Annotated in this window: 20 protein-coding genes and 1 tRNA gene (1 of these 21 running past the window's edge); 17 read left to right on the plus strand and 4 right to left on the minus strand. The window is 50.8% G+C overall.

Features of this window, described 5'->3' with window-relative positions:
* Window positions 1–15 precede the first annotated feature (15 nt).
* The 3 genes from AUC31_RS16090 to AUC31_RS16100 are packed head-to-tail and all read left to right on the plus strand — an operon-like array spanning window position 16 to window position 3,355.
* A complete protein-coding gene (locus tag AUC31_RS16090) occupies window positions 16–1,596 on the plus strand; it encodes a putative polysaccharide biosynthesis protein (protein WP_058382222.1) in 1,581 nt (526 codons plus the stop codon).
* A gap of 3 nt (window positions 1,597–1,599) precedes the next feature.
* Window positions 1,600–3,078: a bifunctional methyltransferase/pyrophosphohydrolase YabN gene (gene yabN / locus AUC31_RS16095; RefSeq protein WP_058382221.1), complete on the plus strand. Its 1,479-nt coding sequence runs from the start codon at window positions 1,600–1,602 to the stop codon at window positions 3,076–3,078.
* Complete coding sequence (locus AUC31_RS16100) at window positions 3,065–3,355, plus strand: RNA-binding S4 domain-containing protein (RefSeq protein WP_058382220.1); 291 nt, start codon at window positions 3,065–3,067, stop codon at window positions 3,353–3,355. The genes yabN and AUC31_RS16100 overlap by 14 nt, the downstream gene beginning before the upstream one ends.
* A gap of 868 nt (window positions 3,356–4,223) precedes the next feature.
* On the opposite strand, the gene argF is transcribed toward AUC31_RS16100, so the two are convergent.
* The 3 genes from argF to AUC31_RS16115 are packed head-to-tail and all read right to left on the minus strand — an operon-like array spanning window position 4,224 to window position 9,329.
* A complete protein-coding gene (gene argF, locus AUC31_RS16105; protein WP_058382219.1) occupies window positions 4,224–5,174 on the minus strand; it encodes an ornithine carbamoyltransferase in 951 nt (316 codons plus the stop codon).
* The gene (locus AUC31_RS16110) at window positions 5,171–8,269 is read right to left on the minus strand and encodes a carbamoyl-phosphate synthase (glutamine-hydrolyzing) large subunit (protein ID WP_058382218.1); all 3,099 of its coding nucleotides are present in this window, start codon (window positions 8,267–8,269) and stop codon (window positions 5,171–5,173) included. Before AUC31_RS16110 ends, argF begins: the two co-directional genes overlap by 4 nt.
* On the minus strand, window positions 8,262–9,329 hold the full coding sequence (locus AUC31_RS16115; RefSeq protein WP_058382217.1) for a carbamoyl phosphate synthase small subunit: 1,068 nt from the start codon (window positions 9,327–9,329) through the stop codon (window positions 8,262–8,264). Before AUC31_RS16115 ends, AUC31_RS16110 begins: the two co-directional genes overlap by 8 nt.
* A gap of 242 nt (window positions 9,330–9,571) precedes the next feature.
* Here AUC31_RS16115 and AUC31_RS16120 point away from each other — a divergent pair, with 242 nt between their 5' ends.
* From AUC31_RS16120 to AUC31_RS16130, 3 genes are all read left to right on the plus strand, one after another.
* A complete protein-coding gene (locus AUC31_RS16120; protein ID WP_237150654.1) occupies window positions 9,572–9,988 on the plus strand; it encodes an FtsB family cell division protein in 417 nt (138 codons plus the stop codon).
* Window positions 9,989–10,102: 114 nt separating this feature from the next.
* Window positions 10,103–10,522 (plus strand): S1 domain-containing RNA-binding protein, encoded by a 420-nt coding sequence (locus AUC31_RS16125; protein WP_058382215.1) that lies wholly within the window; start codon window positions 10,103–10,105, stop codon window positions 10,520–10,522.
* Window positions 10,523–10,725: 203 nt separating this feature from the next.
* A complete protein-coding gene (locus AUC31_RS16130) occupies window positions 10,726–11,187 on the plus strand; it encodes a DinB family protein (RefSeq protein WP_058382214.1) in 462 nt (153 codons plus the stop codon).
* Window positions 11,188–11,230: 43 nt separating this feature from the next.
* Here AUC31_RS16130 and AUC31_RS16135 read toward each other — a convergent pair.
* Window positions 11,231–11,304, minus strand: a tRNA-Met gene (locus AUC31_RS16135).
* Window positions 11,305–11,425: 121 nt separating this feature from the next.
* On the opposite strand from AUC31_RS16135, the gene tilS reads away from it, so the two are divergent.
* The 11 genes from tilS to lysS all read left to right on the plus strand — a co-directional run.
* Window positions 11,426–12,817, plus strand: coding sequence for a tRNA lysidine(34) synthetase TilS (gene tilS / locus AUC31_RS16140; RefSeq protein ID WP_157073515.1), 1,392 nt, complete (start codon window positions 11,426–11,428; stop codon window positions 12,815–12,817).
* A gap of 22 nt (window positions 12,818–12,839) precedes the next feature.
* Window positions 12,840–13,391 carry a hypoxanthine phosphoribosyltransferase gene (hpt, locus tag AUC31_RS16145; RefSeq protein ID WP_058382213.1) on the plus strand — a complete coding sequence of 184 codons (552 nt, stop codon included), beginning with the start codon at window positions 12,840–12,842 and terminating at the stop codon, window positions 13,389–13,391.
* Window positions 13,392–13,512: 121 nt separating this feature from the next.
* The gene (ftsH, locus tag AUC31_RS16150; protein WP_058382212.1) at window positions 13,513–15,528 is read left to right on the plus strand and encodes an ATP-dependent zinc metalloprotease FtsH; all 2,016 of its coding nucleotides are present in this window, start codon (window positions 13,513–13,515) and stop codon (window positions 15,526–15,528) included.
* Window positions 15,529–15,633: 105 nt separating this feature from the next.
* The gene (locus AUC31_RS16155; protein WP_058382211.1) at window positions 15,634–16,401 is read left to right on the plus strand and encodes a type III pantothenate kinase; all 768 of its coding nucleotides are present in this window, start codon (window positions 15,634–15,636) and stop codon (window positions 16,399–16,401) included.
* Window positions 16,402–16,418: 17 nt separating this feature from the next.
* The gene (gene hslO / locus AUC31_RS16160; protein WP_058382210.1) at window positions 16,419–17,300 is read left to right on the plus strand and encodes an Hsp33 family molecular chaperone HslO; all 882 of its coding nucleotides are present in this window, start codon (window positions 16,419–16,421) and stop codon (window positions 17,298–17,300) included.
* Window positions 17,281–18,213: a peptidyl-prolyl cis-trans isomerase gene (locus tag AUC31_RS16165; RefSeq protein ID WP_058382209.1), complete on the plus strand. Its 933-nt coding sequence runs from the start codon at window positions 17,281–17,283 to the stop codon at window positions 18,211–18,213. Before hslO ends, AUC31_RS16165 begins: the two co-directional genes overlap by 20 nt.
* Before the next feature lie 97 nt (window positions 18,214–18,310).
* Window positions 18,311–19,252, plus strand: coding sequence for a cysteine synthase A (gene cysK / locus AUC31_RS16170; RefSeq protein ID WP_058382208.1), 942 nt, complete (start codon window positions 18,311–18,313; stop codon window positions 19,250–19,252).
* A 138-nt stretch (window positions 19,253–19,390) separates the two neighbouring features.
* Complete coding sequence (gene folP, locus AUC31_RS16175; RefSeq protein WP_058382207.1) at window positions 19,391–20,197, plus strand: dihydropteroate synthase; 807 nt, start codon at window positions 19,391–19,393, stop codon at window positions 20,195–20,197.
* Window positions 20,198–20,199: 2 nt separating this feature from the next.
* A complete protein-coding gene (gene folB / locus AUC31_RS16180; protein WP_058382206.1) occupies window positions 20,200–20,565 on the plus strand; it encodes a dihydroneopterin aldolase in 366 nt (121 codons plus the stop codon).
* Window positions 20,562–21,053 (plus strand): 2-amino-4-hydroxy-6-hydroxymethyldihydropteridine diphosphokinase, encoded by a 492-nt coding sequence (gene folK, locus AUC31_RS16185; RefSeq protein ID WP_058382205.1) that lies wholly within the window; start codon window positions 20,562–20,564, stop codon window positions 21,051–21,053. Before folB ends, folK begins: the two co-directional genes overlap by 4 nt.
* Window positions 21,054–21,208: 155 nt before the next feature.
* Window positions 21,209–22,173, plus strand: partial view of a lysine--tRNA ligase gene (gene lysS, locus AUC31_RS16190; protein WP_058382204.1) — the 5' portion only. The gene runs 520 nt beyond the window's last position; only the first 965 of its 1,485 coding nucleotides appear in the window; the start codon lies at window positions 21,209–21,211; its stop codon lies off the right edge, out of view.

The following is a 22,173-nucleotide window of genomic DNA, read 5'->3' on the forward strand; positions in this document are numbered from 1 at the left end:
GCGGGGGACAAGCAGATGACGGCGCAGCATTCGATGACGAGCTTCTTGAAAGGCGCCGCGTTACTTACACTCGCAGGGTTTATCGTTAAACTGCTGAGCGCTGTTTACCGGGTGCCGTTTCAGAACCTGGTTGGCGACGAGGGCTTTTATATTTATCAGCAAGTGTATCCATTCGTGGCGATTTTCGGCATTTGGACGTCCTACGGCTTTGCGGTTGCTGTATCGAAATTATTGGCGGAGCAGCATGATTCAAAGCATGCCGGCATTTTACGAACGGCTACCTGGCTTATGGTAATTCTTTCCGCCTCATCATTTGCCGCGCTCTATTTCGGGGCTGGCATGCTGGCAAGCTGGATGGGCGATCCTTTGCTTGCCGGATTGCTGCGGGCAGGGGCGTTTGCGGTCGTCTTCATGGCACCGCTTGCCATGATGAAAGGCCGACTTCAGGCAACTGGCAATATGGCACCGGTCGCTACGGCTCAAGTGACTGAGCAGGCAGTGCGCGTCGCAGTCATTTTGATCGGCGCATTTGCTGCTGTCAGCTATGGCCTCTCGCTTTATGTCGCAGGGCAAGTGGCAATCGCCGCTGCCGGCGCCGGGGCATTCGCGGCTGTGCTGTTATTATGGCGTTCTTACCGGAGTCAAAGAGAGCGCCCCATTGGCACTTTCGACCGGGGAATGGCGAAGAACCTGCTGTTTACGAGCCTTAGCGTCAGCATGAGTTCGCTGTTATTGGTGCTGTTTCAGCTGGTCGATTCGTTTACTGTCTATCGTCTGCTCGAACAGCCGCTCGGGACAGAGGCCGCGATGGAACAAAAAGGCATCTATGACCGTGCGCAACCGCTTGTGCAATTCGGGATTTTATTGGCGACTTCTTTGACGCTGTCGCTCGTGCCGCTTATTGCCCGTACGATGCAGGAAAAAAGCGGCCGCAGCCCGGCACTTTATGCGAGCCTCGCTTTGCGTGTGTCCGTGTTGTTTGCTGTCGCTGCATCCGCCGGTTTGACGCTGGTTATGCCTTATGTCAATGAAGCTTTATTTAAGACGCCGGACGGATCTGTTGCACTCATCGTTTTCAATTGGCAAATCGTTTCGATGTCACTTGTGCTGGTGCTGACGGCGATTTTGTACGGTTTCGGAAAAATCCGCGTGCCGGCGCTGTTATTGTTTATCGGCTTGATTCTAAAATCGGTTGGCAATTTATTGCTCGTGCCACTGTACGGCATCACTGGCGCAGCGCTGGCCGGCAATATCGGCTTGGTCTTTATTGCGGCAGCGCTCATCTGGTATTTTAAGAAAGTTTGGCCGCTGCAATTTGCTCACGCCCGTTTTTACGGCTGGCTCACAGCAGCGTCTGTGGCGATGACGATCGCGGTATACGCCTTTGTAAAGGTGCTCGTGCCGCTATTGCCGTGGTCCGGCCGGTGGGAAGCCGTATTCATCACACTGACTGCCGTGCCGCTCGGCGCTGCCGTGTTTTTACTGGTGGCGGCAAAATCACGGATTATAACCGAAAGAGAATGGTACATTATCCCGTTCGGACGCCGGCTGGCTGCGTTGCAATTGGCGCTCAATCCACGAAAGAAAAGGAGTTAGACAATGCATACCATTCATATACTCGGCCTTGGCGCCGGGGATCTTCTGCAATTGCCGCTCGGCGTTTACCGTACCTTGAAAGAGGCGGACCCGCTTTATTTGCGGACAGCGGATCACCCGGTCGTTACAGAGCTGGAGACAGAAGGCTTACGTTACGAGAGCTTTGATGCAATTTACGAAAAGTATGACGATTTTGCGCCGGTTTATAAGGAAATCGCCGAGACGCTTATTGCGCTTGCGGAAAACGCATCCGTTTATTACGCAGTGCCGGGACATCCGCTCGTGGCGGAACAGACGGTGCAGTTTTTGATCGAAGCAGAAAAACAAGGACGCTGTGAATTGTCGATCGCCGGGGGGCAAAGCTTTTTGGACGCCATATTCGGCGCGTTGCGCATCGATCCTATCGAAGGCTTCCAGCTGGTCGACGGCATCGGCCTCGACAGCGACCGATTGAATATGACCGAACACATTTTGATCGCGCAAGTGTATGACCAATTCAGCGCATCCGAAGTGAAACTGTCGCTGATGGAGAAATACCCGGAAGATTACCCGGTAACGATTGTTACAGCCGCAGGGGCCACTTCAGAGCGCCTGCGTACGGTACCGCTCCACGAACTCGACCGTTCGGCGGAAATCGATAATTTGACGACTGTCTACGTGCCGCCTGCAACGGAGCAGACGCAGCGGTTGAAAGAATGGCAGACATTCCGTGAGATCATCGCGAAACTGCGCAGTCCTGAAGGCTGCCCATGGGACCGCGAGCAGACACATGAATCGCTGCGTCCTTATTTACTCGAAGAAGCGCACGAATTGCTGCAGGCGATCGAAGAGGAAGATGATGAAGCCATCGCGGAAGAGCTGGGCGATGTGTTATTGCAAGTGTTCCTGCACGCGCAAATCGGCCAGGACAGCGGCTATTTCCAGTTAGAAGACATCCTGGAAGCCATCAGCGATAAAATGATTCGACGCCATCCGCATGTCTTCAGTGATGTGGAAGTGGCGTCCGCAGATGAAGTGGTCGATAATTGGCAAGCGATCAAACACCAAGAAAAACCGGCAGGAGAATCGTTGCTCGATGGCCAGGACCGCTACAGCTCCTCGCTATTAACCTCGTATAATTATCAGAAGAAAGCTGCAAAAGCCGGCTTCACGTGGAAAGACGCGGACGGCGCATGGGCGAAGTTCGAAGAGGAATTGCAGGAGTTCAAGATTGAAGTGGCGAATGGTTCCAAAGACCAGCAGCTCGATGAATTCGGCGATCTGTTGTTCACGCTCGTCAACATTGCGCGTTTTTACGGCTTGTCGCCCGAACAGGCGATGGTCCAGGCGAACCATAAATTCCGCACGCGCTTTTCGCACGTAGAGCAGCGCGCGCAAGAAGACGGCCGCACGTTTTCAGATTACACATTAGACCAGCTCGACAGCTTCTGGAACGAAGCAAAAGCTGGACACGGAGAGGACGAAAATCATGAGACTCGATAAATTCCTGAAAGTTTCCCGTTTGATCAAACGCCGCACTTTGGCGAAAGAAGTAGCCGATCAAGGCCGCATTTTGGTCAATGGCAATAAAGCGAAAGCGAGCAGCGTCGTCAAAGAAGGCGACGAACTGCAGATCCGCTTCGGGCAAAAAGTGGTCACTGCCCGCATCGACCAATTGCGCGAAAACGTCCGCAAAGAACAAACTGCGGAAATGTACACGATCTTGAACGAAGAAAAGCTTGATAAAGTGGACCCGAGCTTTGTGGACGATGAGGCATAAAGAATGAAAAAGAACCCAGCCGGTTAACGGTTGGGTTCTTTTCGTATGTTGAAAATAAGATGATGTGAATAGTTGGAGTGGAATAGTGATGAGGTGAGATTGCGCTTCAACTGCTGCTTTCCGGGGGGCGGGCGTCGAGCCAATGTGCCGCAAAAAAGCGCGACACATTTGTCTCGCCAGTCCCGCTCGGTCCCCCAGGAGTCAGCAGTTTCCGCTTCATCTCTAGGTTTAGATTGGTAAGTAGTTGCGTCACCCTCTCCACTCAGCAAATGAAGAAATAAAGTGCACTTTTTCTCGGTAGACCAGTTTACTGATTTTGTTCAGCACATGCATTGCCAACTAAGCGACATACTCAAAGGCAGACGAGTCATACAAAACTGGAACCATCTTACTTATTTACTTCAATGAAATATCCAAGCCGCCACGCGCACAAGGGTGAGCCGAAGCAATGAGACAGCGGGTTTCTGGCTCATTGCGAAAGGCCAACCCCAAGCGAGGCAGCGATTAACAAAGCGATGCAAATACAATGAACGAACCTCGTCGCACATAAACTTCATGACCCATCCCGCTTAACCCATTAAGCGCATACCCAAAAGCGCACGAACCATCCAGAACCGAATCTATCCGACTCATTCGATTCAACGAAATATCTAAGCCCCTCGCACTTAAGGGTGAAGCGAAGCCAAGAGACAGGTGTTCTTTCTGGCTCATGGCGAGAGCTCAACCCCAAGCGAGGCGGCGGCTACCAAGGTGATGACAAAACACAGCTTCCTTCTCCATACATGAAAACGCCACTCCGCTAAAATTCACCAACCCGAAAAAGAGCCTCGCCAGTTGCAGGCAAGGCTCTTCATTCGTATCAATAAGTTCAATCTCCCATCAAAGTCACGAGCACCGCTTTTTGAGCATGCAGGCGGTTTTCGGCTTCCTGAAAAATGACGGAATGGGGGCCTTCCAAAATATCGGTCGTCACTTCTTCCTCGCGATGCGCCGGGAGGCAGTGCATAAAGATATAATCCGCTTTCGCGTGCTGAACCAGTTCCGCGTTCACTTGGAATCCTTCAAAATCATTCAAACGTTTAATGGCTTCGGCTTCCTGGCCCATGCTCGCCCAGACATCCGTATAGATGGCGTCGCTGTTTTTCACGGCTTCGACGGGATCATGGGTTACCGTCACCACAGCACCGCTATCTTTTGCGATGGCTTGCGCGAGTTCGACCATTTCCGCCTGCGGCTCATAGCCTTTCGGAGCGGCGATCGCGATGTCGAGCCCGACTTTTGCGGCGCCGATCATCAAGGAATTGGCCATATTATTGCCATCCCCGATATACGCCAGCTTGCGGCCTTTCAACTCGCCGAAATGTTCGATGAGCGTCATGAGATCGGCCAGCACTTGGCACGGGTGGTAGTCGTCTGTCAAGCCGTTGATGACGGGAATCGAGCTGAACTTGGCGAGCTCTTCCACAGCGGACTGATGGAATGTGCGGATCATCAAGCCGTCCAAATACCCCGACAGCACACGCGCTGTATCGGCAATCGTTTCACCACGGCCAAGTTGGGTATCCTGAGAACTCAAGAACATCGCGTGGCCGCCAAGTTGCAGCATGCCCGCTTCAAACGACACGCGCGTGCGGGTCGATGATTTCTCGAAGATCATGCCGAGCACTTTTCCTTTCAAGAGCGGCAAATGTTTATTTTCAGGTTTCTTTAATTCAATCGCTAAATTAAGCAAATCGAGAATCTCCTCGGTGCTATAGTCTTTCAATGAAAGAAAATCTTCCTGGGCAACCGTTGGGGCAAGCGGCATAATCATCGTCATTGGGCAAGCACTCCTTTCAAACGTTCAGATTGGTTTTTATGGCTCGCGGCGTAAGCAGCCGCAGTTTCCGGGCGCGACCAGGCGTGGAGGCGGTGGATGGCCGCTTGCGCCATGCGGCCGGTGTCGGGTGTTTCGGAAAAGTCGATATAGGCGGCAGCGTCTTTCGATGTTAACCACTCGTTAAACGAAAGTTGGTCTTCGGTCACGATCGTGAAGCCTTGTGCGCGCCAAGAATTGAGTTGCTCATAGTCGGCGCTGTCTTGCGCGGCAAATAGCGTTGAACCTGATGCAAGTTTCGCTAGCTGGACGGAAGCGCCTGTCAGCGCTTTTTCGAGCGCGTCTTCAAACAGCTTGGCTGTGCCGATCACTTCGCCGGTCGACATCATCTCGGGCGACAGGATAGGGGACAGGCCTGGTAATTTAATATGCGAGAACACCGGGGCTTTGACGGTAAAATCCGGTTGTCCGTTATACATGTCTTCGATGCCGAGCTCATCGTACGGCATGCCGAGCAGTAGGGCGGTTGCGTGTTGTACGAGCGGTACATCCGTCACTTTCGAGCTGATCGGTGCCGTGCGCGACGCCCGCGGATTGATTTCCATGACGAATAATTGATCTTCTTCGTAGACGAATTGGATATTGAAAAGCCCGGTATAGTCAAGCTGTCTCGCAATATGCTTCGCGGTATCGATCAGCTTCTGCTGCTGGACATCTGTTAATGTCACGGGCGGCGTGCTCGCGATGCTGTCGCCGGAATGGACACCGGTTCCTTCGAGATGCTCGAAGATCGCCGACACCCAGACGTTGTCGCCGTCCGTTAAAATATCGGCTTCCGCTTCTTTGCCGGTGACGAAATGGTCGACCAATACCGGAAACGCCTTGTCCGCGCCCGCGAGCCAAGCATCAAGCTCCGCTTGGTCGTGAAGCACGATCATGCCGCGTCCACCGATGACGTAAGAAGGGCGAAGCAAGACCGGGAAGCCGAGCTTTTCCGCTGCGGGCAGCACTTCTTCGGGCGCATTCGCCGTCGTCCCGGGGATGGTCGGCAAGCCGATCGACTCGAGAAACGCGTAAAAGCGGTCGCGGTCTTCCATTTGGTCCAGCAAATCGACCGATGAGCCGAGCACGGTAATGCCCGCTTCTTCCAGTGCTTTCGCCAAATTAAGCGAAGTCTGGCCGCCGAATTGGAGGATGACTTGGTGGATGCCCTCAAATTCCAGGACGTTCAAGACATCTTCCGCCGTGATCGGTTCGAAATAAAGCGCATCGGCCACTTCGTAATCGGTGCTGACGGTTTCCGGGTTGTTGTTGATCATGACCGCTTCATAGCCAAGTTTCTGTGCGGCCATAACGCTGTGCACGCAGCAATAATCGAATTCGATACCTTGCCCGATGCGGATTGGGCCGGATCCGACGACCGCGACTTTTTTCGCATCATTCGAGCGGTCGACGTCTGCGGCATTGTCCCATGTGGAATAGAAATAATTTGTATTCGAACGGAACTCAGCGGCGCATGTATCAATCATCCGGTAGGCTGGCGCAATTTTATAGCTTCTGCGTTGCCCCCAAATTTCAGCTGCCGGCACATTCCAAATATCGGCCATTTGCTGGTCGCTGAAGCCGAGCTTTTTCGCCTGCAATAAGCGATCAGCAGTCACGGAATTCCAGCTGATCGATTTGAGGTCTTGCCACTCTGTAACAATATTCGATAAAACGTATAGGAAATAAGGGGTGATGCCAGTGATGGCATGCAGTTCATCCGTGGTTTCCCCGCGGATGAGCAATTCGAACAGCACAAACAAACGGCGATCGTCCGGCTTCATTGCGAGTTCCAATAAATCGCCCGTTGGCAATGAGGAGATGGCGGGAAGGCGGAACCCGTCTATCGGCAGCTCAAGCGAGCGCAGCGCTTTTTGCATAGCGGCTTCCATGCGGCGTTCGATCGCCATCACTTCGCCGGTCGCCTTCATCTGCGTGCCGAGCGTGCGGTCCGCTAAAGGAAATTGGTCGAACGGCCAGCGCGGGATTTTCAAGGCGACGTAATCGAGTGCCGGCTCGAAGCTGGCATAGGTTGTGCCAGTCACCGGGTTCTTCAATTCATCGAGCGTATAGCCGATGGCGAGCTTGGCGGCGATTTTCGCGATCGGGTAGCCGGTCGCTTTGGAGGCGAGCGCGGATGAGCGGCTGACACGCGGGTTGACTTCAATCAAAAAATAATCGGAGGTTTCCGGATGGAGGGCGAACTGCACATTGCAGGCGCCGATGATGCCGAGCGCTTCGATGATGTTGATGCAAGACGTGCGCAGCATGTGAAAATCCGGATCGTTCAAAGTTTGGCTCGGGGCGACGACAATCGAATCGCCCGTATGCACACCGACCGGATCCAAGTTCTCCATATTGCAGACCGTGATGCATGTGCCTGCTGCATCGCGCATCACTTCATATTCGATTTCCTTATAGCCGGCGATGCTCGTCTCGACGAGGCATTGCTTGATCGGGCTCGCCGACAAGCCTTGCGTGACCAGCTTGATGTAAGTTGCTTCGTCGCTTGCGATGCCGCCGCCGAAACCGCCGAGCGTATAGGCAGGGCGGACGATAACGGGATAGCCCGTGCGCTGTGCAAAAGCGAGCGCCCCGTCGAGTGAATAGATGATGTCGGAATCAGGCACCGGCTCGCCAAGTTGCTTCATCAAGGAGCGGAACTGGTCGCGGTCTTCGGCTTTTTTGATGGCGGTCATATCGGTGCCGAGCAATTCGACGCCGTATTGTTCCAAGATGCCGGCATCGGCCAGTGCCATTGCCAAATTCAAGCCGGTCTGGCCGCCGACGGTAGCAAGCAAGCCATCGGGACGTTCTTTCTCGATGATGTTCGTAGCGGATTCGAGCGTCATCGGTTCGAAATACACTTTGTCCGAGACGCTTTCATCGGTCATGATCGTTGCCGGGTTGTTATTGATGAGCACCACTTCGATGCCTTCCTCTTTTAGAGCCAAGCACGCTTGGGTGCCGGAATAGTCGAACTCAGCGGCTTGGCCGATGACGATGGCGCCGGATCCGATGACGAGCACTTTTTCAATAGAGTCTAATTTAGGCATGCATTTTCACCTTCTTCATTTCATTTGCGGTCTCTAGGAACTGGTGGAACAAAGCGAGATGATCCGCTGGGCCGGGAGCTGCTTCCGGGTGGAATTGAACCGTCGTAATCGGCAATTGCGGATGGATCAAGCCTTCGATGCTGCCGTCGTTGACGTTTTCATACAGCACCTCGAACGGCGTTTCATTCAAGCTCTCCGCTTCGACGACATAGCTATGATTTTGGGAGCTCATGCTAACGCGTCCGGTCTTATTGTTTTTGACGGGATGGTTGGCCCCGCGATGGCCGTAAGCGAGCTTCGCTGTTTTCGCGCCGAAAGCAGCAGCCAGCACCTGATGGCCGAGGCAAATGCCGAACGACGGATAGCGTTCTGCCCAGTCGCGATAGACCGGCAAGCGACTATTCAGTGCTTGCGGGTCTCCCGGGCCGTTCGAGAACAATAGCCCGTCAACGCCGAGACTTTCGGGAAGGTCGGCTGCTCCGTTGTAAGGGATGACGCTCACTGTGCAGCCAAGAGCGAGCAATTCTTTTAAAATAGAAGCTTTGTAATGGAAATCGACCAGGCCGATATGCAAAGGGCCATCACCGATTTGCTTCGTCTCTGCCGCTGCGCTAGCTGGGAAAAAATCGGTCTTGATCATTTGCCACGGTTGTTCAGCCGCATCCTCGTGAAGGAGCTGCGCCGGCATGGTGCCCGTTTCACGAACCTGTTGGATGACTGAGCGTGTATCGATGCCGCTCAGGAGCGGAACGCCTTGCGCTTCGGCGAATTGTGCCAGCGAAATTGCCTGTTTGGGTAACGGGCCTGCATACAGCTCTGCAACGATGATGCCCGAGGCTTGGATTTTTTCGGATTGTGCATAAAGTGATTCGATGCCGTATTGGCCGATCAATGGATAGGAAAAAACGATGACCTGTCCTTTATAGGAAGGGTCGGTAATGACTTCCTCATAGCCTGTCATGCCGGTGAAAAAGACGACCTCTCCCTGTACCGCCGCTTGTGAGCCGTGCCACGATCCCGTAAATGATGCGCCATTCGCCAAAATCAATTTTCCTGTCATGCTCCACACTCCTTTTATGAATATATATGCAGTATAAGTAATTTTTATAATAAATGATGTGTCCTGTATTATAATGTTGCATAAAAATTAAGTCAACAGTATTTTTATTAATTGTCATGGGAATTGGTTAAATTCCGGTAAAATGCAGGAAAAAAGGAGAAAGGGCTTACAGAAAATCTTTTTAAATGGAATGTTTTTCATGTATAATAATCACAAAATCAGTAGGGAAGGGGCGTCCATAAGTGAAGAGAGAGAAAATGCATGAAAATCAGGGAGTGACCCCGCTGCAAAATGAATACACGCGGGCTGCAGAAATTGAAGACGCACGAAAAAAGCGGCACAAAGTAGTATTGTACAGACGCTTGGCGGTGTTCGGCTTGGTGGTGCTGTTGACGAGCATTTGGCTGGGCTCAACCATTTATGCACAATCCCAGACCATCGCAGGCAAAGAACAGCTGCAGCAGGAAAAGCTGGCCGAGCTTGAGGAAGTCCAGAAGCAGCAGGCCAAGCTTGAAGAGCAGATCCGTTTATTGAACGACGATGATTATGTGTCGAAGCTGGCGCGCAAAGATTATTTCCTGTCGGATGAGGGCGAGATTATTTTCACCTTGCCGAATGATGCCGAGAAACCGCAAGAAGATGGCGAAGAAAAAGAGTAGTCGGTTGACACTCTTCCTTTCATCGCTATAATTAAAGGTGGGATCAGTCCCGCAAACTGTCAATTTGGCCCGAATTTGGAGTCATCTTAAATTTTAAGGAGGAGCATTTTTTTTATGTCGATTGAAGTAGGCAGCAAGTTAGAAGGAAAAGTCACGGGTATTACAAACTTTGGAGCGTTCGTACAGCTTCCAACCGGTGCAACAGGCCTTGTGCATATTAGTGAAGTCGCCGACAACTATGTGAAAGATATTAACGATCACTTGAAAGTTGGCGAAATGGTAGAAGTGAAAGTGATGAATGTAGAAGCAGACGGGAAAATCGGTTTGTCGATCCGCAAAGCGAAGCCTCAGCCAGAAGGCGGCACAAGCCGTCCAAGCCGTCCGCGTCCGAACAATCGTTCTTTTGACCGCGCCCCTAAGGAAACCTTCGAAACGAAGATGGCAAAATTCCTGAAAGACAGCGAAGACAACCTGTCGACGCTAAAGCGTGCCACAGAATCCAAGCGTGGCGGTCGTGGAGCGAAAAGAGGCTAACTTGCTAGCTGTTTTAATAGCATAGAGAAAATGCTTCAACTTAGTTGAACTGTGAAGATGGAACGCTTCTCCTTTCGGGGAGGGCGTTTTTTTTATCGCCCGAAAAGTGCGAAGCGGTAGGAGAATGGGAAGCGTTTGTCTAAGTAAGTAGACAGCTCAGCAGGTTTTCGTCCTGCACGATACAGCGGAAAGGTGTGGAAAGGATGGAACAACAGCAAGTCCTTCAGGCATTTGACGACTACGAAGTCTACATGGAATCGCTCCAAAAGACCTTATCCGAATCCGATGACGCACATAAGCCGATCGCAGACGGCAAATGGTCAATCGCGCAGATGGTCATGCATCTCGCAGAATGGGACCGTTTTATCCGCAGCGAGCGGCTGCCACATATGGAAGAAGGGGCGCATCTGGATCCTTTGCCAGAAGTTGATGAATTCAACCGCCGTGCCATCGATAAAGCCGACACGATGGATTTTTCGTCCATTGTCACACAAGCCATTGAAGAACGCCGTTTGTTGAGAGAGCGGCTGGCATCTGCCACTCCCAGTCAATGGAATGCCGTGTTCTACGTTGGTGATAAGAACATGACGATGGGTCGCTATTTCGGGGATCTCGCCGAACACGATGCCCACCATTTCAAACAGATCGATACTTTTTTAACATAAAAAAAAGCGCCCTCCATGATGGAGGGCGCTGCTTATGATAGGATGGCGGCAGAGGGGATCGAACCCCCGACCTCACGGGTATGAACCGTACGCTCTAGCCAGCTGAGCTACGCCGCCTTGTTCAAACGAACAGTTTATATCATACTATCCTTAATACATATATGTCAATTAGCATTTTATGTTTTTGCGATATTTATTTTATTCAGGCTGGAAAATAAACAGAACAGGAGGGCATGCCGTGAATCATTATGAACAAACGATGCTTGCATACCATACAAAACACGGGTTATTCGAAACTGGCGAGCGGCTCGTCATCGGCGTTTCGGGCGGCATCGATTCGATGGTTCTTTTGTATTTTCTCTCGAAAAAGCGGCATCAATTGGGCGTACACCTCACAGCAGTGCATATCGATCACATGCTGAGGGGGGAACAATCTGCGCAAGACCGCCGATTCGTCGAGCAGCATTGCAAACTGTGGGAGGTGCCGTGTGAAAGTTTTGCAGTCCCTATCCCTGCGATTTTAGCTGAAAATGGTGGAAACACGCAAAGTGTCTGTCGGGAAGAACGCTACCGGATATTTGAGCAAGTGATGGAAAAAACGGGATCCACCGTCCTCATCACGGCCCATCATGCAGACGACCAATTGGAGACCATTTTGATGGAAGGCATGCGCGGCAGCCTGCGAAACGGGGCTTTTGGCATGCGCATCAAGCGGCCATTTGGCGGCGGCATGCTCGTCCGGCCGCAGCTTGCTGTCACCAAAGCGGAAATTGCCCAGTATGCGGAACTGGACAAAGTGCCATACCGCGAAGACCCGAGCAATGCCAGTGACACTTACACGCGCAACCGCATCCGCAAGACCATCGTGCCGGCGATGGCACAAGAAAACCCTCGCGCTTCGTTACACTTTTCCGAGCTTGCCGAACAGATCAATGAAGATGCAGCGTTCCTTCAGCAGCTCGCCGAACAAACGCTAAAGGAATTGCTGCTATCAGGTCAGGAATTGCTTATTTCTGCCGAAAGTTTCAGAAGCCATCCCTCTGCTTTACAAAAAAGGATGGTTCTACTACTATTAAACTATCTATATGATGACAAGCGAGTGTTAATAACGAGCCATTTGGCGGAACAAGTGCGCGAGCTGCTGCAAAGTTCCTCGGGCACTGTTTTTTTACATTTGCCGCAAAATTATATGATGATACGCCAATACGACCAGGTATTCTTTGAAAAATCAAAAGAATTCCTCCAGCGCCAGCGGGCGGATATCGGCCATGTTTGGTCGCCGCCTGTCCTGGGTTCCCGTTACCGGGTTGTGCCAGTGGGCGAAGAGCCGGAAGCAGAGAATGCCGTTTTTTGGTATTTCCACTCCGAAGAGACGGATTTTACGCTCCGCGGAAGGGAGCCTGGCGACCGCATCTTGCTTGCGGGCATGAACCAGGCGAAAAAACTGGCGCGGCTGATGATTGATGAGAAGATCCCATCGCAACAGCGGGACAACTGGCCAATCATCGTAGCCGGAACAAATCGAGTATTACTGGTGCCCGGTTTGCGCACCGCCGCTTGCCTGAGCCGGACTAAGCGTTCGGAAGACAACCGAGTATTAGTTGAACAATGCATAGACTATGCAAAATGAGGAAGAAACTAGGAGGCCCACCATGCTACAAAAGGACATTAAAGAAGTATTGATCAGCGAACAACAGCTTCAGGAAAAAGCACGCGAACTCGGCGACACATTGACGCGTGATTATGAAGGGAAATACCCGCTTGCCATCGGCGTATTAAAAGGCGCTATGCCATTCATGGGCGACCTCATGAAACGTTTTGACGGTTATGTGGAAATGGATTTCATGGATGTTTCAAGCTACGGAAACGCAACGGTTTCTTCAGGCGAAGTCAAAATCGTCAAGGATTTGAACGCAAGCGTCGAAGGCCGTGACTTGCTGATCATCGAAGACATTATCGACAGTGGGCTGACACTGAGCTATTTGGTGGACTTGTTCAAATACCGCAAAGCGAATTCCATTAAAATCGTCACGCTTCTCGACAAGCCAACTGGCCGCAAAGTGGACTTAAAAGCGGATTATATCGGCTTTGAAGTGCCGGATGCGTTCGTTGTCGGCTACGGCTTGGACTACGCAGAAAAGTACCGCAACCTTCCATATATTGGAATTCTTAAGCCAGCTGTCTATAGCGGCGAAGAGGAATAGTCAAAGAACGTTCAAAGAGCCGATGATTTCAAGCATGCCGTAAAGGCTTTTCATTGTATGCATTTTTGTCCCTGTGTTAGTATTTAGTATAGTTTTGGGAAACTTTGTGAGGAGGCGCGGGATGAATCGAATATTCCGATACACCATATTTTATCTACTGATATTCCTAGTCATCATCGGTATTCTAGGAACTTTCAATAATAGCAACCAACCGACGCAAAATATTGGCTATGGCGACTTTCTGGATGCGCTGAACGCTGGCGAAATTACAGAAGTGACCATCCAGCCGGACGCACAAGTGTACGAAGTGACCGGCCGCATGACAGATTATGATGAAGGCGAATCGTTTGTGACCAATGTACCAATCGAGAACGAAGCTTTGGTAGCGCAAATCGATGAGCTCGCGACAGCCCAAGAAGATGTGGAAGTCGAGTTTTTGAAAGCGCCGCAAACTAGCGGATGGGTTTCATTCTTTACCGGCATCATTCCATTCATCATCATCTTCATCCTGTTCTTCTTCTTGCTCAACCAATCACAAGGCGGCGGTGGCGGCCGAGTGATGAACTTCGGGAAAAGCAAGGCGAAATTATACGATGACCAGAAACAAAAAGTTCGCTTCGACGATGTAGCCGGAGCGGATGAAGAGAAGCAAGAGCTTGTCGAAGTAGTGGACTTCCTGAAAGATCCGAAACGCTTCGGTGAAATCGGTGCCCGCATTCCGAAGGGGATCTTGCTTGTCGGGCCTCCGGGTACCGGTAAAACTTTGCTTGCCCGCGCAGTAGCTGGCGAAGCAGGCGTGCCGTTCTTCTCCATCAGTGGTTCGGACTTCGTCGAAATGTTCGTCGGTGTCGGGGCTTCGCGTGTTCGTGATTTGTTCGAGAACGCGAAGAAAAACGCACCATGTATCATCTTCATCGATGAAATCGATGCAGTCGGCCGCCAGCGCGGCGCCGGCCTTGGCGGCGGGCATGATGAGCGTGAACAAACGCTTAACCAATTGCTCGTCGAAATGGACGGCTTCGGCGCGAACGAAGGCATCATTATCATCGCTGCAACCAACCGTCCGGATATCCTGGATCCGGCACTTCTGCGTCCTGGCCGTTTTGACCGCCAGATCACAGTCGGCCGCCCGGATGTTAAAGGACGCGAAGAAGTGTTGAAAGTCCATGCGCGCAACAAGCCGCTTGACGACACTGTCGACATGAAGGCGATTGCCCAGCGGACGCCTGGCTTCTCCGGTGCAGACCTTGAGAACTTATTGAACGAAGCAGCTCTTGTAGCCGCTCGCCGCAATAAAAAGAAAATCGACATGTCCGATATCGACGAAGCGACAGACCGCGTTATTGCCGGTCCGGCTAAGAAGAATCGTGTCATTTCGAAAAAAGAACGCAATATCGTCGCTTACCACGAATCAGGGCATACCGTAATCGGCCTGATCCTGGATGATGCGGATATCGTCCATAAAGTAACGATTGTCCCGCGCGGCCAGGCTGGCGGATATGCCGTCATGCTGCCACGTGAAGACCGTTACTTCATGACCAAACCGGAACTTCTCGATAAGATTGCCGGCTTGCTCGGCGGTCGTGTTGCAGAGGATATTGTCTTCGGTGAAGTATCCACTGGCGCGCACAATGACTTCCAGCGCGCAACAGCGATTGCCCGCAGCATGGTGACTGAATACGGGATGAGCGATAAGATCGGCCCGATTCAATTCGGCCAGTCCCAAGGCGGAAACGTCTTCCTTGGACGCGATTTCAATTCGGATCAAAACTATTCCGATGCCATCGCATTCGAGATCGACCAAGAAATCCAGCGCATCATTAAAGAGCAATATGTCCGGACGAAAGAGATCCTCACGGAGAAACGCGAGCTTCTCGAACTTCTCGCCAACACATTGCTCGAAGTGGAAACACTCGATGCTGCACAAATCATGCATTTGAAAGAACACGGAACCTTACCGGAACGTTCGTATGAAGCCTTGAATGGCCGATACGAAAAAGATGAAGAAGGCGAAACGGATTCAGACGAGGTAAACCCGGATGTGACGGGCGCACCGAATGATCCATCATCAGGAGATTTGCCGGAAGAAGGCTCATCCACTGATTCGCAAGGACCGATCCGAGAAGACCGTAAATAACTGAAAGCCGGTGCCACCCCTGAAAAGGGCTTGGCGCCGGCTTTTTGCTTTTGTAGAATTATGGTATGATGTGTTGGAAATTCAGCAGATAAATGGGGAGAATTTATGATCTTAGTGATGGATACAGGCAATACCAATATCGTCCTTGGCGTATACGATAATGAAACACTGCTGCACCATTGGCGGATGGAAACCGACCGCCACAAAACCGAAGATGAATACGCCATGCAGATCAAAGCATTTTTGAATCATGTCGGACTGGGCTTTGAAGCGATTGACGGCGTCATCATGTCATCCGTCGTCCCGCCGATCATGTTTGCGCTAGAGCGCATGGCACAAAAATATTTCCATACCAAAGCGCTGATCGTCGGGCCTGGTGTCAAGACCGGCCTCAACATTAAATACGAAAACCCGCGTGAAGTCGGTGCAGACCGCATCGTCAATGCCGTCGCAGCGATACAGGAATACGGCGGCCCCTTGATCATCGTCGACTTCGGCACTGCCAATACTTTCTGTTACATCGACGAAAAAAATCAATACCAAGGCGGCGCCATCGCCCCGGGGATCCAAAGCTCGACCGAAGCGCTGTACACGCGCGCTTCGAAATTGCCGCGCATTGAAATCGCGCGTCCCGATTCGGTTGTCGGGAAAAATACCATTTCGGCCATGCAGGCGGGCATCGTCTATGGCTACGTCGGCCAAGCAGAAGGCATTATCACTCGCATGAAAAAACAAAGCAAGCAGCATCCGACCGTCATCGCGACAGGCGGACTTGCGCCGTTAATTGCCGCAGAGTCGGATATGATCGACCATGTCGACCCGTTTTTAACATTGAAAGGCCTGCATTTCATTTATAAACGCAATCAAGCGTAAGGAAAGGAATGATCATTATGCCAGATTATTTAGTTCGCGGACTTGGTTTTAATGGCAACGTTCGTGCATTTGCAGTCAATACGACAGAAACAGTAGGGGAGGCGCAGCGCCGCCACCAAACATGGCCTGCTGCAACCGCAGCTCTTGGGCGTTTAATGACAGGCGGCGTGATGTTTGGCGCGATGCTTAAAGGAGAAGACCGCGTCACCTTGAAAATCGAAGCAGGCGGGCCGATTGGATATCTATTGGTCGATAGCGACGCCAAAGGCAATGTGCGCGGCTATGTCGCCAACCCGCAAACCCATGTCGACAGCAAAAGCGGAAAGTTGGACGTCAAAGGTGTCGTCGGGACAGATGGCATGCTGTCGGTCGTCAAAGACCAAGGCATGCGCGATTATTTCACAGGACAGACGCCGATTGTCTCCGGGGAAATCGCGGAAGATTTGACCTATTATTTCGTCGTCTCCGAACAAGTGCCTTCTTCTGTTGGCCTGGGTGTTCTCGTTGATACCGATAATTCGGTACTCGCAGCAGGCGGCTTCATCATTCAGTTGATGCCCGATACCGATGACGAAACCATTACATTGATCGAAAAACGCTTGGCAAATATCGAACCGGTCTCGTCCATGATCAAGCGAGGGCTCACCCCTGAAGGTATCCTGGAAGAAGTACTGGGTGCCGATAACGTCCAGATTCTCGAGAAAATGCCTGTCCAGTTCAAGTGCACTTGCTCAAAAGAAAAATTTGCCGAAGGCCTCATAGGGCTCGGGAAAGAAGAAATTCGCCAAATGATCGACACAGACGGGCAAGCAGAAGCTGAATGCCATTTCTGCCACGAGAAATATCATTACAACAAAGAAGAATTGGAAGCGCTGCTCAATGAACTCGAATCGAAATAACACAACACCACCGAAACAGAAACGCCACTTGAAAACGAAACCCGTATTAATGGTCATCGGTATTTTATTGCTGGCTAATTTGCTATGGTTCATCGCTTGGCTCATTCCAAATGGCAGCAGTGCCGCAAACGAGGAAGTCGCAGCAGTCGATGGCGAGGAAATTACCCGTGCCGAATGGATGGCATCGATGGAACAGCAGCACGGCCGAAGTGCCCTTCTCGAATTGGTCAATGAAAAAGTCATGGCCGCTGCAGCAGATGATTACGGCATCGAAGTATCCGATAAGGAAATCGATCTTGAATTGGCCATGATGCGGACCGCGCAGGACGGCACCGAAGAACTGCTGTATGCCAGTGACACCGAACGCCAGCGCGAAAAAGTGAAAGCGCAATTAATCTTGGAGAAGGTTTTGACGAAAGATGTCCTCATCGATGACCAGGCCATCAAAGATTTCTATGAAGACAACCGGGCGATCTACGACGTCAAAGACTCATACCGCACAAGCATGATCGTCTTGAATTCCAAAGCAGAAGCGGAAGAAACGATCAAAGAACTCGACAGCGGCTCGAGCTTTGAAGCACTTGCCCGCGAGCGTTCCATCGATAACGCCACCGGTAACCTCGGAGGAGATATCGGCTTTGTATCTCCCGGCCAAGCATCGATCGATTCCCAAATCGCAAAAACGGTCGAAACCATCGAACCTGGCTCGTGGTCAGCTCCACTAGCACTTGAAGATGGCCGGACCGCCGTCATTATGGTGAAAGAAAAAATCGAAGGCCGCGCGTTCAGCTACGATGAAGTGAAAGAACACATCAGCCGGGAGCTGGCACTCGAACAATTGCCTCAATCGGTTTCTCCCGAAGCCTTCTGGCAAGAATTCAATGCTGAATGGTTTTACGGCGAAGGAGAATAAGCTATCGACACGCTCCCAAGATTGACAGCTCGCGCCGCAATTGATAGGATGAAATAAATAATGTCGACAAAAATAGTAGGGATTAGGAGTGGTAAACATGGCACGAGTAGGAAATTCAATTACCGAATTGATTGGGCAAACACCGATTGTTAAATTAAACCGGCTGACAGGACCTGAAGATGCGGAAGTTTACGTTAAATTGGAATACTTCAACCCAGGCTCCAGCGTAAAAGACCGGATTGCACTCGCGATGATCGAAGCGGCAGAAAAATCCGGTGACTTAAAAGAAGGCGATACCTTAATCGAACCGACAAGCGGCAATACGGGGATCGGCCTCGCGATGATTGCTGCAGCAAAAGGCTATCGCAGCGTACTCGTCATGCCTGAAACAATGAGCATGGAACGCCGCAACTTGTTGCGCGCATATGGTGCGGAACTAGTGTTAACGCCAGGCCCAGACGGCATGAACGGCCCGAACGGCGCCATCAAGACGGCCGAAAAACTGGCGGCTGAAAACTCTTGGTTCATGCCCCAGCAATTCAATAACGAAGCAAACCCTGAAGTGCATCGTCTGACCACAGGGCCTGAAATCGTCGAAGCGATGGATCAACTGGACGGCTTCATTTCGGGCATTGGGACAGGCGGCACGATTACTGGTGCTGGGCAAGTATTGAAAGAACACTACCCGAATATCCACATCGTAGCTGTCGAACCGACGGATTCCCCGGTCTTGTCCGGCGGGAAACCAGGCCCCCACAAAATTCAAGGCATCGGTGCTGGCTTTGTGCCAGCCGTGTTGAACACAGAAATCTATGATGAAATCATGCAAGTAAGCAATGAGCAATCGTATGAATTTGCCCGCAGAACGGCACGCGAAGAAGGCATTCTTGGTGGCGTATCATCAGGAGCCGCGATCTACGCAGCGCTTGAACTGGCGAAAAGACTCGGCAAAGGCAAAAAAGTATTGGCGATCTTGCCATCAAACGGTGAACGTTATTTGAGCACTCCGCTTTACCAATTTGACGAAAATAACGGATGATTTGCAGAGCCCCCTGAAAAGAGGGCTCTTTTGTTTGTGCAGAAACCGCAGATTCACGATAAGATAAGAGCAGTTTGAATAATGGTATTTCCCAGGAAATGATCGATTCCTTCAATTCATATATGGACGGTGGAAAAAATGGACTTAAATGTATTCGCAAAAACGCAAGTGATGGGCATATTGAATGTGACACCGGATTCGTTTTCCGATGGCGGGCAATTCGATAATATCGAAAAAGCGCTGGCCCGCGCCAAGCAAATGTTAAAGGATGGAGCTTCCATTATCGATGTAGGCGGCGAATCGACACGCCCTGGTCATACACAAATTTCTGACGAAGAAGAAATCGCTCGGGTAGTGCCGGTCATCCAGGCGCTCAGAGAACAGACAGAGGCAATTATTTCCATCGATACATACAAATCTGCCGTTGCCCAAGCAGCTGTCGAGGCTGGTGCACAGATCATTAATGATATTTGGGGCGCCAAATACGATCCCGAGATCGCCCTGGTGGCTGCAGACAAACAAGTGCCGATTATTCTAATGCACAACCGTGCCGAAGCGGTTTATGATGATTTTTGGCAAGACGCAAAAAAAGACCTTAAAGAAAGCATCCGCATCGCCCGAAATGCAGGCGTTTCGGACAAACACATCTGGCTCGATCCCGGCATCGGATTCGCCAAGACGCTCGCCCAAAACGTCGAGATGATGCAGCGGCTAGATCAGCTCGTAGCAATGGGCTACCCCGTACTCCTCGGCACTTCCCGTAAATCATTCATCGGTAAATTACTCGATGCAAAAGTCGATGAGCGCTTGGAAGGTTCTCTCGCAACAGCAGCTTTCGGTGTCACGAAAGGTTGCCAAGTCGTGCGTGTCCACGATGTCAAAGAAACGGTGCAGACAGTGAAGATGATGGATTTCTTAACAGGCAAGATAAAAGTGGAGGGATAGACATGGATTATATTCATTTAAACGAAATGGAATTTTACGGTTATCACGGTGTATTTTCGGAAGAACAAAAACTCGGACAGCGTTTCCGGGCGACAGTGACGCTTGCCGTCGATTTAAAACGTGCTGGGGAAACTGACGAACTGGAACATACGGTTCATTACGGTGAAGCGTATGAAACATGTCGCGAAGTTATTGAAGGAGAACCCAAAAAGCTGGTCGAGGCCGTAGCCGAAACGGTAGCTGCTGAATTATTGAACCAATTTCCGCTAGTCCAGGGAGTCCGCGTTCAGTTGATCAAACCTGACCCGCCAATCCCTGGCCATTACAAATCAGTAGCAATCGATATCACCCGAGGCAGCTTCCGATGAATGAAGTCTACCTATCCTTGGGCTCGAATTTAGGAGACAGGAAAGCCCAGCTTCAAGAAGCGGTTCGCTTGCTTCAAACGAATCCTTCCATTTCGAACATAAAAATGTCTTCCATCTACGAAACGGCTCCAGTCGGCTATCTCAATCAAGAGGCATTTCTGAATCTAGTTATCCGATTGGAAACCAGTCTCTCTCCATTAGAGTTGCTGGATATATGCCAAGAAATTGAGCAAGCTTTGCACAGGGAGCGGTTGGTTCGTTGGGGCCCGCGCACAGTGGATCTTGATGTGTTGCTGTACGGCCAAGAGCAGCTGGCAACAGAAAGGCTCACCATTCCACATCCCCGCATGTATGAGCGGGCATTCGTGCTTGTGCCTTTGCAGGAACTGATGCCCTCACTCATTCTTCCGGAAGATTTAGAGATGCAGGAAGTACATGTGTGGAAAACGTATAATGACGTAAATACATTTTTGCGTGATGCAAATTAATGAACAAGATTATTTGCAATTAAAAGAACTGCGAAGAAGGGGATTAGAAGTTGCCAAGAAAACGGCAGCTTTTCTTATGTAACGGCACGAAAAATTGTGTACAATGGATAAATACACGAAAGCACGTGGTTTTAACAGAAAAAGGAGTGTAGGATATGTCAGAAGAGTTGAATGACCAATTAGTGGTGCGCCGCCAGAAAATGCAAAACTTCCGTGAGCATGGACTCGACCCATTCGGAAAACGTTTCGAACGCACGCACCTTTCGCAAGAAATCGTCGAGCAATATGACCAATTCTCGAAAGAAGAACTAGAAGAAAAGTCTGCTGAAGTCATTATTGCGGGCCGCATCATGACGAAGCGCGGAAAAGGTAAAGCCGGATTCGCACACCTGCAGGATTTGAAAGGGCAGATCCAAATCTACGTCCGTAAAGACGCAATTGGAGAAGATTCCTATGAATTCTTCAAAACCGCAGACTTGGGAGACATCATCGGCGTCCGCGGCACTGTTTTCAAGACAAACGTCGGCGAACTCTCCGTAAAAGCACAAGAAGTGGAATACCTAACAAAAGCCCTTCGCCCGCTGCCGGAAAAATTCCATGGCTTGAAAGACGTTGAACAACGCTATCGCCAGCGTTATCTTGATCTAATTGTCAGCGAAAATAGCAAAGAGACGTTTATCTTGCGTAGCCGGATCATTCAAGCGATGCGTCGCTATCTGGATGACCAAGGCTTTTTGGAAGTTGAAACACCGATGCTCCATTCAATCGCCGGAGGAGCCACTGCACGTCCGTTCATTACCCATCATAATGCGCTAGATATGCAATTATACATTCGTATTGCTATCGAACTTCATTTGAAACGCCTCATTGTAGGTGGATTAGAAAAAGTTTATGAAATCGGGCGCGTCTTCCGTAACGAAGGCATCTCTACCCGTCACAATCCAGAATTCACTATGCTCGAACTTTACGAAGCATATGCTGATTACAATGACATCATGTCCTTGACAGAGAACTTAATTGCACATACTGCACAGGAAGTTCTTGGCACAACGACTGTCCGTTATGGAGAAGAAGACATCAATCTAGCTCCGGGCTGGAAACGTCTGCACATGGCAGATGC

Origin of the sequence: Planococcus rifietoensis (genome assembly GCF_001465795.2) — a bacterium.
Classification (GTDB): Bacteria; Bacillota; Bacilli; order Bacillales_A; family Planococcaceae; genus Planococcus; species Planococcus rifietoensis.